The organism is Reyranella sp., from assembly GCF_004297265.1.
Lineage (GTDB): Bacteria > Pseudomonadota > Alphaproteobacteria > Reyranellales > Reyranellaceae > Reyranella.
The window spans coordinates 122,452-132,456 of the sequence record NZ_SCUT01000009.1 but is presented as its reverse complement, the minus strand read 5'-3'; the positions used below and the strand labels follow the sequence as shown (position 1 = coordinate 132,456).

At 68.5% G+C, this 10,005-nt stretch carries 9 protein-coding genes and 1 pseudogene; 8 read left to right on the top strand and 2 right to left on the bottom strand.

Translation table 11 applies throughout. From position 1 onward, the window contains the following. A pseudogene (locus tag EPO41_RS03560) lies at positions 1–747 on the top strand (hypothetical protein); the annotation flags it as partial. Positions 748–835: 88 nt separating this feature from the next. Here EPO41_RS03560 and EPO41_RS03555 read toward each other — a convergent pair. Beyond that, positions 836–1,996, bottom strand: a complete 1,161-nt coding sequence (locus EPO41_RS03555; protein WP_296320518.1) for a serine hydrolase — start codon at positions 1,994–1,996, stop codon at positions 836–838. Positions 1,997–2,068: 72 nt separating this feature from the next. Here EPO41_RS03555 and EPO41_RS03550 point away from each other — a divergent pair, with 72 nt between their 5' ends. Both EPO41_RS03550 and EPO41_RS03545 read left to right on the top strand, forming a co-directional pair. Further along, positions 2,069–2,995, top strand: coding sequence for an AraC family transcriptional regulator (locus EPO41_RS03550; RefSeq protein ID WP_296320516.1), 927 nt, complete (start codon positions 2,069–2,071; stop codon positions 2,993–2,995). 50 nt (positions 2,996–3,045) lie between these two features. Then, the gene (locus EPO41_RS03545) at positions 3,046–3,816 is read left to right on the top strand and encodes a hypothetical protein (RefSeq protein ID WP_296320515.1); all 771 of its coding nucleotides are present in this window, start codon (positions 3,046–3,048) and stop codon (positions 3,814–3,816) included. Between the two features lie 24 nt (positions 3,817–3,840). On the opposite strand, the gene EPO41_RS03540 is transcribed toward EPO41_RS03545, so the two are convergent. After that, complete coding sequence (locus tag EPO41_RS03540) at positions 3,841–5,673, bottom strand: winged helix-turn-helix domain-containing protein (protein ID WP_296320512.1); 1,833 nt, start codon at positions 5,671–5,673, stop codon at positions 3,841–3,843. 174 nt (positions 5,674–5,847) lie between these two features. On the opposite strand from EPO41_RS03540, the gene EPO41_RS03535 reads away from it, so the two are divergent. From EPO41_RS03535 to EPO41_RS03520, 5 genes are all read left to right on the top strand, one after another. Beyond that, entirely contained in the window at positions 5,848–6,144 is a 297-nt protein-coding gene (locus EPO41_RS03535) for a nickel-binding protein (protein WP_296320510.1), read from the top strand. Positions 6,145–6,208: 64 nt separating this feature from the next. Then, positions 6,209–6,517 (top strand): DUF1127 domain-containing protein, encoded by a 309-nt coding sequence (locus EPO41_RS29720; protein WP_363246944.1) that lies wholly within the window; start codon positions 6,209–6,211, stop codon positions 6,515–6,517. Positions 6,518–6,575: 58 nt separating this feature from the next. Then, positions 6,576–7,355, top strand: coding sequence for a methanethiol S-methyltransferase (gene mddA / locus EPO41_RS03530; protein ID WP_296320508.1), 780 nt, complete (start codon positions 6,576–6,578; stop codon positions 7,353–7,355). 101 nt (positions 7,356–7,456) lie between these two features. Then, positions 7,457–7,984 carry a hypothetical protein gene (locus EPO41_RS03525; protein ID WP_296320506.1) on the top strand — a complete coding sequence of 176 codons (528 nt, stop codon included), beginning with the start codon at positions 7,457–7,459 and terminating at the stop codon, positions 7,982–7,984. A gap of 57 nt (positions 7,985–8,041) precedes the next feature. Beyond that, positions 8,042–10,000, top strand: coding sequence for a PAS domain-containing sensor histidine kinase (locus EPO41_RS03520; RefSeq protein ID WP_296320502.1), 1,959 nt, complete (start codon positions 8,042–8,044; stop codon positions 9,998–10,000). Positions 10,001–10,005: the final 5 nt, after the last annotated feature.

Here is a 10,005-nt window from a genome sequence, read left to right as displayed (position 1 = left end):
AGCCAGAGCGGCGCGGTCTACATCTACGGCATGGGCGGCGACGACACGCTCACCGGCTCGGCCTTCGGCGACTATCTCGATGGCGGCGACGGCACCGATACGCTGTCGGGCGGCGATGGCGCCGATCTCATGCTGGGCAATGGCGGGGTTGATATCCTGCGGGGAGAAGGCGGCGACGATTCGCTGATCGAGCTGGGCGGCGACAGCGTGATCGACGGCGGGGCCGGCTTCGACTCGCTGTTCGTCTGGTCCGATACGGGCGTGACGCTCGACCTCACGGCGGCGTCGATCGAATGGGTGCAGGGCTCGGTGCCGGGCGACGACCATCTCGATGGCGCCGGCAATACCGTGAACACCTTCCTCTACGGCTGGGGCGGCAACGACGTGCTGACGGCGGGTTCGGCCGACGACTACATCGCCGGCGGCGCTGGCGACGACGTCCTGACCGGCGGCGCCGGCAACGACACGCTGATCGGCGAGACGGGCTTCAATCGCTACGTCTACACCGCCGCCACGTGGGGCTCCGACACGATCCATTCCTTCGACTTCAACGGCGAGAAGCTGGACTTCACCGCGGTCGCGGCGATCCACTCCTTCTCGGACTTCTCGACCTTCGAATGGGATCCCCTCGGCCTCGGCTACAACTCGACGACGCTGTTCTACACGAGCGACGGCACGACCAGTGCCATCACGCTGATCGGCGTGCAGACGGCGAGCCTCTCGGACGCCGACTTCCTGTTCGCATAGGGGAAGCCGCCGCTTTCCTCCACTCCGCTTCGCTCCGGTCGCTGATTGTCGATCGGCAGGGCTGCACGGCGGGACGCCCTTTCGCACTCTAGGGAAGCAGCAGCCGCGCCACCTCGGTCACGGCGCGATGGGCCAGCATGATCGCGGGCGGGTCGATCGGCGTGACGAGCGAGGACAATTTCACGATCACGAGCCCGTGGTCGGGCACCAGGAACAGGTTCTGGCCATGGATGCCCATGGCGAACAGCTGGCGCGGCGGGCCGTCGACGATGTACCAGCCGTTGCGATAGCGCGTCGTGCCGAGCCCCATGGCGCCGAAACTCGCGCCGAACTGTCCGGCACGCCAGGCGCCCGCGTCGCCACCGGTCCACAGATCGTCGATCACCCGTGCCGGCACGAGCTGCCGCGCGCCGCGGCGGCCACCGTCGAGGACGAGCTGTCCCAGGCGCGCGACATCGCGGGCGGTGGCGCAGACGCCGCCGCTGCAGCGCGCGGCGCCGCGGCTGTCGACGGTGACGAACGCGTCGTGCGCCGCGCCCATCGGCTGCCACAGACGCTCGCTCACGAACTGCGCATAGGATCGGCCGGTCGCGCGTTCGAGGGCGAGACCCAGCAGGTCGGTGTTGGCCGAATCGTATTTGAAGGCGCCGCCATGAGTGCCGGGGGCGGACGCCATGCCGGTGAAGAAGCGCGCGAGGTCGGCGGGCGGCGCGCCCGCGGGCAGGGCCTCCCAGCCCGTCGCCGCGGCATAGGCAGCGAGCGTCGCGGCGTCGAGCGCGGCGCCGGCCCGCATGTCGAGGAGATGGCGCAGGGTGGCGCCGCGCCACGAGGTGTCGGCGATCCCGGGGACGAGCGACGCGACGGGCGCGTCGAGGTCGAGCGTCCCGGCCTCGGCGAGCACACTGCCCACCAGGCCGGTCACTGCCTTCGACATCGACATCAGGATGTGTGGTGTGTCGGCATCGAGCCCGTTTCCGTAGGTCTCGTGGACGATGCGGCCGCGCTGCAGGACGAGGAAGGCATCGGTTGCCGTGGCGGCGAGCAGCGCCGGCAGGTCGAAATGCCGGTCGGGCGGCAAGGCGACGTCGAAGGCGCCGAAGTCGGCGGTCGGTCCTTCGGGCAGGTCGGAGGGCGCGGGCGCGGCCGCGATGCGCGCGGTCGGGATGAAGTCGGGGACGGTGCGGAACGCGGTGGCGATGACGTCGGACGTGCGCCAGGTGGCGAGCGTGATTGGTGTGTTCTGGGACATGGGCCACGCTAGCCAGAGCGGCGGGCTTCCACTATCCGTGAGGCCCCGCTTTTCATTCGAGATCGTCCGAACGTGGATCCGCTTGGGCAGACCGTCGCGCTGCTGCGCCCGAAGGCCCTGCTTTGGAAGCAGATGCAGGCCAACGGGAACTGGACCGTGCGCTTTCCCGCGAGCACCGGTGTCGTCCTCTGCTTCGTTGCCTCGGGCCGGTGCGATCTTGCCATCGAAGGCGAGCCGCCGCGCGTGCTGGAGCAGGGCGACTTCCTGTTGCTGTCGAGGCCGCCGGTCTGGCGCCTGTCCTGCGAGACGGATGGAACCCGGCCGACGGTCGAGAGAGACTACGCGCCGCGTCCGGCCGCATCCCAACGCGGGGGCGCGCGCTTCCTAGGCGATGCGTCCCGGCCCCCCGAGGTCGAGATCCTGGGCGGCCGCTTCAGCTTCGATCCGACCAACGCCGACCTGCTCGACGGACTCGTGCCGCGTCGTGCCGAAATCCTGTCGCACGATCCGACGGGGCCGTACCTGCATCATCTCCTGGCGCTCATCCGCGAGGAGTCCGCCTCGGAGCGTGCCGGGCAGGCGCTGGTACTCGAACGGCTGCTCGAGGTCCTGCTGGTCGAGGCGATCCGCCAGGCACCGGCGGCGGGTGGCGGGGCGGAACCGGGGTTGCTCGCGGGCCTCGCCGATCCTTACCTCGCCAGGGCGCTGCGCGCGCTCCATGGTGACGTGCGCCGGCCGTGGACGGTGGAGCGCGCGGCCCGGGTGGCGGGCCTGTCGCGCTCAGCCTTTGCCGAACGGTTCGTCGCCGTCGTCGGTCTGCCGCCGATGGATTACCTGCTGCGGCTGCGCATGGCGCTCGCCAAGGACAGGCTGCGCTTCGGGGGCGCGCGGCTGGCCGAGGTCGCGGCAGCCTGCGGCTATCGCTCGGTGAGTGCGTTCAGCACGGCCTTCCGACGCGTCGTCGGCGTCGCGCCCGGAGGCTATGCCGCGAGGACGTGATCGCGAGGGCTGCCATGAAATCTCGGCTCGGTACGTGCTAGGTTGGCGGAATGACGACGTCCCTCCGCGAGGCCTGGACGAGCCTGCCGTCCCGGCTGAAGCTGCTGGAGCCGGTGGCTTTCACCGACAGCGAATGGTCCGTGCTGGAACGCCTGCATGAGCGCTTCAACGATCGCGAGGCACACACGCATCTGCCGCTGGCGATCGCCCGCTTCCGTGACAACGTGGTGAAGGAGATCTTCGAGCGCGCCTGCCAGTTCGACGAGGTCGTGACGGTCAACGTCGACGAAAGCTGGGCGCGGAAGGTCGCCGAGGGCACGGACGATCCCATGGCGGAATATGTCCGCCTCTATAACGAGGAAGTCGACGCGATGATGGGCGTGCTCGTTCCTCCCGCGTCCTATCGCAAGGAGCACTATGCCTACGGCCGGTTCGTCTTCCCCGAACCGCACGGGCTGCACACCGACCACAGCCTGGAGGACGCGGCGGCCGCCGGTGAGCCGATCTGCATCGCGCGTATCGAAACCCTGGGCACGCACTATGTCGACGGCGACTACCGGCTCCAGGACGCCGGGACGCGGAGCATGTTGAACGCGATCCGCTACTGGACTCCGGCTCCCGAGGGCGAGCCCGAGCAGGTCTTCGACGAGCTGCTGCGGCGCGGCACGCTGAAGACCATTCCGGTGAACCACGTCATGCTGATGGTCGCCGGCAACGCCTCGGCCGACGCCCAGGTCACCCAGCACATCTCCGCGCGTCCGCCCGAAGGCGGAATGCACTCGGCCTTCTTCCAGCGGCAGTACCGGCTTACGGGCGTGTGAGGGGCGGCGACAGCGACGGGGCGGTCATTTCCCGTGACGGCCCGCGAGCGCTGCTTCAAGGGCCTCGTACCGTTGCGACAGGCGCGGCGAGTCGACCTTGCGGGCAATGGAACGGGCGGTCCGGAGCTCGAATTCGGCACCGGCGCAGTCGTCGAGCCGCAGCAGCAGCGCGGTCAACGAGAGCCTGGCCTCGGCGGCGTTGAAGACCGAGCCGATCTCCGTCCAGAGGGAAGAGGCGGCCTGCAGCTCGCGCACCGCCTCGTCGAGCCGGGCCGCGTTCAGCATGATCTCGGCCTTGGCTTCGGCGATCAGGGCGCGGATCGAAGCGTGCGGCCAGCGGCTCGGATCGGCCTCCAGCTCGGCCACGATTGCCGCGGCGTGCTCGGCGCGCGCCGTTCGTGCCGCTGCTTTGGCGAGCGTTGCGAGCAGGATTCCGCGCCGCTGCTGCGTCGGCCATGCCCTGCTGAGCAGCGATCGTTCGAGACTGCGAAAGGCGCCTTCGGCATTGCCCTGTTCGAGGAGCAGCAGCGCCTGGCCCGGCTGCGGATCCCAACCGACCTCGTATGCGGCGCGATAGCGAGCTTCGGCCTGCGCGAAATCGCCGGCCGCGAGATGGATGTCGCCCAGCACGCGCAGCGCGTCACCCTTGGCCCAAGGCGCATCGTGTTCCAGCCGGTCGAGTGCCGTACGCACGATCGCCTCTGCCTCCTTTAGCGTGCCCTGCACGCTCAGCACCTCTGCGCGATGCAGATTGCAGGAGCCGGTCAGATCCTCGATGCCGGAGGCACGGTACCAGCGCCCGTAGCTGACCGACCACTGGTCGGCGCGCGCCCAGTCGCCGGACATGCGGCAAGCCCAGAGGATGTTGCAGTAGAGAACGCCCCCGGCGATCGGATCGATGTCGCTCGACAGGCCGAGCGCCGCGGCGAAGTCCTGGTCCTCCAGGCCCGCCCTAATCTCGCCCAGGCATATCTTGAAGAAGCCGCGGTAGACGAGGCCGAGCGACTCGACGACCGGGTCGTCGAGCTTGTTGCCGAGCGCACTCGCCTGCTCTGCACAGGCCAGCGCGCGCTCGGAATCGCCCTCGGCACCGGCGATGCGCGCGCCCATGTAACACCACAGACCATGCTCGCGGCTGTCGTGCCTGCCGCCGATCAGCGATGCCGCGCGCTTGTGCCAGCCGCTGCTGACGGCAAGCTCGCCCTTCTCGAGGTGGATGCGCGACAGCGAGATCGCGGCATTGGCCGCCCGCAGGCGCTGGCCGCTCATGCTGTAGCCGGCGATGGCGCGCGTGAGATGCGGCACGGCGTCGGATGGATGGCCAATGCACTCGATGGCGAGGGACCAGTCCTCGAGGTCAGCCGGCAACAGCGCACCCTCGGCATCGGCATCGGCCGCGGCGAAGGCGTCGGCTGCTTCCTTCCACTTGCGGGCGGCGATTGCCGAGCGGGCCGCCGCGAGATGCGTAGTCGGCGCCGCGATTGGGAGGGGTGAGGAAGCGGCCAGGGTCGAAGTCGCTGCGTCGGCAGGATATGCAAGGCTCTGGGCTGCCTCCGGGGTGTCGTGGAACAGCCGGTAGCCGAAGCGCGGCAGGTTGCGCAACGCGCCGTCCATATTGCCCTCGCGGAGGATGGCGCGGGCAAGGCTTGCCACGCGCTGCAGCGAGGCTTCCGTGACCGTGACGCTGGGCCATAAGGTATCGAGCAGCTCGGCCTTGCTCAGCGCCCTGTCTCGATGGCGCAGCAGCAGAGAGAGGAAGTCGAAGACCAGCGGCTGTACTGCCAGCTCGCGCCCCGCCAGACAGAGGACCCGGGACTCCTCGTTCAGCTCGAACTGGCCGAAGCGATAGACTCCCATCGGAGCTGTTTCCCTCCTCCACAAACACACACGACCGTCGGCAAACGATCAGAAGATCATAAGGGTGGGATAAGGACGCGAAGTTGCGGTCCTGTCACGTTCCACCAGCGAACCCGGCCATCACCTTACCGGAAATCGCCTCGGGAACGAGCCACCTCATACAGGAGAAATGCCATGGAACTCTATGTCATCCGCCGCCCGGCCGCTTGGGCCAATCTCCAGGAACTGGAGGCCGCCGGCGCCAAGTCCGCCCGTATCGGCAATGACGAGATGCCCGACCAGGTCCGCTGGATCCGTAGCTACGTCGTCCACGAGCCGAACGGCCGGATTGGCACCTTCTGTATCTACCAGGCACGCGACGAGGATTCGATCCGCGAGCATGCGGCCCGCGTTGGCATGCCCGGTGACGATTTCCGCCGCGTCGCCGCGACCGTCGTGATCCGCGACGACCCCGCCGACACCTCGACCTAACCCCAGGCGCGCGCGCCGGTCGGCCGGCCCGCACCGGGCCGCCGACTCCTATCGGAGCAATTTCGTGAACACTCGTTCATTCGTTCAATCGCGTCCCTGGAGGCAAGCGTCCGAGGGACGCGCCAGCCACATCCCCGGCGCCATCGCCCGGGCGATCAGCCTCCCTTTTGGCCGGACCATCGTCAGCCGCCTGGCCCACCGCTCTGTCCTTGTCGTACTGGGATGGTGGCGGACCGAGAGAGGCCGGCGGCAGCGGCGCAGGACCATCGAGGAACTGCGTGCATTGAGTGACCATACGCTGCGCGACATCGGCGTCGGCCGAGCGGGCATCCTTCACCTGGATCGTGACGGGCTCGTGCCTCGAGATTTCTAGAACCGGCGTTGTCTGCGCATCCGATCCGAATCCCACTCTCGCCTCGAAAGAAATTCCCATGATCCGTCTCATAGCCTTCGCGTTCGGCCTCGCGGCCTATCTTCTGTTCTTCGTCACCATCCTCTATGCGATCGGTTTCGTGAGCGGCTTTGGCGTGCCGAAGGACATCGACGCCGGCGCGCTCGTTTCCGCGCCGGAGGCGTTGCTGGTCAACCTGGCACTGCTCACCCTGTTCGCGGTCCAGCACAGCGTTATGGCGCGCAAGCGCTTCAAGCGCTGGCTGACGCAGTACGTTCCGGTGGCGGTCGAGCGCAGCACCTACGTGATGGCCGCGAGCCTCGTGCTGCTGCTGTTGTTCTGGCAGTGGCGCCCGATGCCGGGCGTACTGTGGCATACAGACAATGCTCTGGCGTTGGTGTTGACCGGCCTTTCGTTGGCCGGTTGGGCGCTGGTCTTTGCCAGCACCTTCCTGATCAACCACTTCGAGCTATTCGGTCTCTCGCAGGTCGTGAACCATCTCAGCGGCCGCACCGCATCAGCGCCGCGTTTCCAGACGCCGCTGCTCTACAAGCTGGTGCGCCATCCGCTCTATCTCGGCTTCCTCGTCGCTTTCTGGGTGGCGCCGACCATGACGGTGGGACACGCGCTGTTCGCGATGGTGACGACGGCCTACATCTTCGTCGGCATTGCCCTGGAGGAGCACGAACTCCTCGACCTGTTCGGCGACGAGTATCGCCGCTACCGCGAGAGCGTTGCGATGATCGTGCCGCCGCTGTTTCTCAAGGGACGCCGGCAGCCGCGCGACGGGGCGAAAACCTCCCGGGAGCGCTCCGCCTAGCTACGGGGTGCTGGCTCGCACTGGCCGGACTGCTGCCGGTGCCCATTTCGTCCAACGCGGATCGGGCGCAGGATGCCACTTCTTGATCGGGAGAAGATGACATGATGCATCGTCGGCTGTTCGTGACCGCAGGCGCCGCGGTCGGTCTTATCGGGGTCTCCACGCCGGGACGGGCGGAGGTGGTGTGGGTCGCCGTCTCCGGCCCCGGCAACCGCTATCGCCTGAAGATGCCGCTGGGCTACCGCTACCTGCAGGTCCCGACGCACAGCGGGACGCTCAATTCGTATGTCTACATGCTGCCGGACAAGGTGACCCTGGAGCTGCTGGACATCGTTCCGGCCAGTCCGCATCCGGTTCCGTCCGGGGCGGCCCTCGCGACCGCGCTGGAGCAGGCGCAGGGCGGGATGATGAAGAGCTGGCCGGGCAGCACGGTGCGGGAACAGCGCCAAATCCAGACCGGGCCGCTCACCGGCCGCGAGTTCGTCCTGGCGGCGGCGGGCGACCGCTTCGTGCGGGCGCGTTTCTATCTGACGCCGGAGGCGATCTACTCGCAGATCGCGCAGGGACCGATGTCCCAACTCGGCAGCCCGCTGGTCGCGCAGTTCTTCGACTCGCTGCGGTTCGGCTAGCGGGCGCGCGAGCGACGGAGTCGTTCCGGTCGGCGCGAGTTGTGATAGAGAGGGGCCATGTCGGCCCCTTCACAGAAGGCCCTTGCGTCCGGCCGCGAACCCATCGACGAAGGCTCGTTCCGCCAGCTGGTGGAGGGCGTGCTCGATTACGCCGCCTACATGCTCGATCCCGCAGGCACTGTCGCGAGCTGGAACAGCAGCGCGGAGCGCTTCAAGGGTTACACCGCCGCCGAGATCATCGGCAGCCATTTCTCGTGCTTCTACACCGAGGAGGATCGCTGCTCCGGCCTGCCGGCACGCGCCCTCGAGATCGCTCTGCGCGAGGGCAGGCTCGAGCACGAGGGTTGGCGTGTGCGCAAGGACGGTGCGCGCTTCTGGGCGCATGAGGGCATGGATGCGATCCGTGCGTCCGACGGCACCCTGCTGGGTTTCGCCATGGTCATACGCGACCTCACCCGGCGGCGCGCCGCCGGGGAGGAACTGCGCCGCAACCTGGAGGAGTTCCGCCTTCTGGTGCAGAGCGTCACCGACTACGGCATCTACATGCTCGATCCCGAGGGCAACGTCGCGACGTGGAACGCCGGCGCCCAGCGCATCAAGGGCTATACGCAGGAAGAGATCGTCGGTCAGCACTTCTCGCGCTTCTACACCGAGGAGGACCGCGCCGCCGGCGCCCCGCAGCGGGCGCTGGCCACCGCGGCCCACGAGGGCCGCTTCGAGAACGAGGCCTGGCGCGTGCGCAAGGACGGCACGCGCTTCTGGGCGAGCATCGTCATCGATCCGGTGCGCGAGCCCGACGGCACGCTGCGCGGCTTCGCCAAGGTCACGCGCGACATCACCGAGCGGCGCGAGGCGCAGCTCGAGCTGGAGCGGGCGAGGGAGGCGCTGTTCCAGTCGCAGAAGATGGAGGCGATCGGCCAGCTCACCGGCGGCGTCGCGCACGACTTCAACAATCTGCTGACCGCCGTGATCGGCAGTCTCGAACTGGTGCGCAAGCGCCTGCCGGCCGCCGACCGGAACCTGCCGCTGATCGACAATGCCATGCAGGCGGCGCGCCGTGGCGCCACCCTGACGCAGCGCATGCTGGCCTTCGCGCGGCGACAGGAGCTCGATCCCGAACTGGCCTCGGTCGCTTCGCTGGTGGGCGGCATGACGACCCTGTTCGACCACACGCTCGGCCCCTCGATCGTGCTCGACGTCGATTGCCCGGCGTCGCTGCCGCCGGTGCGGGTCGACGTCAACCAGCTCGAGATGGCGTTGCTCAACCTCGTGGTGAACGCGCGCGATGCCATGCCGCGCGGCGGCGTGATCGCCATCTCCGCGCGCGAGATCGTGAACAGGCCGTCTGCGTCCTTCCCGCTGCCGGCCGGGCGGTACGTGCGCCTCTCGGTCCGGGACCAGGGCCACGGCATGGATGCCGCCACGCTGGCGCGCGCGACCGAACCCTTCTTCACGACCAAGGGCGTCGGCAAGGGGACCGGCCTCGGCCTCTCCATGGTGCATGGTCTTGCCGAGCAGCTCGGCGGCCGGTTGCACCTCGAGAGCGTGCCGGGCGCCGGCACGACCGCATCATTGTGGATCCCGGTGGCCGGCGGCGAGGACGTCCCTTCCAACGCATCCGAGCCAACGCCTGCGCCGGAGACGACGCCGCTGCATATCCTCGCGGTCGACGACGATGCGCTGATCCTGGTGAACACCGCCGCCATGCTGGAGGATCTGGGCCACGAGGTCACCACCGCCTATTCCGGCCACGAGGCGCTGGCGGCGCTCGAACGCATGGAACGCGTCGATCTCGTCGTCACCGACCAGGCGATGCCCGGCATGACCGGCACCGAACTGATCGCCGAGATCAGGCGCGGGCACCCCGACCTGCCGATCCTGCTGGCCACCGGTTACGCCGAGCTGCCCAATGGCGAAAGCAGCACCGTGCCGCGCCTCAACAAGCCCTTCCTGCAGGCCCATCTCGACCAGGCCATCGCCGAGGTGATGCGGGGAAGACCCAAGTCCCCCGGCTGACAATG

Excerpts from the sequence above, each read along its gene's own strand:
- EPO41_RS03555 (WP_296320518.1), bottom strand. The coding sequence starts at position 1,996 with ATGTCCCAGAACACACCAATCACGCTCGCCACCTGGCGCACGTCCGAC.
- EPO41_RS03520 (WP_296320502.1), top strand. The coding sequence starts at position 8,042 with ATGTCGGCCCCTTCACAGAAGGCCCTTGCGTCCGGCCGCGAACCCATC.
- mddA (WP_296320508.1), top strand. The coding sequence starts at position 6,576 with ATGATCCGTCTCATAGCCTTCGCGTTCGGCCTCGCGGCCTATCTTCTG.
- EPO41_RS03545 (WP_296320515.1), top strand. The coding sequence starts at position 3,046 with ATGACGACGTCCCTCCGCGAGGCCTGGACGAGCCTGCCGTCCCGGCTG.
- EPO41_RS03535 (WP_296320510.1), top strand. The coding sequence starts at position 5,848 with ATGGAACTCTATGTCATCCGCCGCCCGGCCGCTTGGGCCAATCTCCAG.
- EPO41_RS03540 (WP_296320512.1), bottom strand. The coding sequence starts at position 5,673 with ATGGGAGTCTATCGCTTCGGCCAGTTCGAGCTGAACGAGGAGTCCCGG.
- EPO41_RS03525 (WP_296320506.1), top strand. The coding sequence starts at position 7,457 with ATGATGCATCGTCGGCTGTTCGTGACCGCAGGCGCCGCGGTCGGTCTT.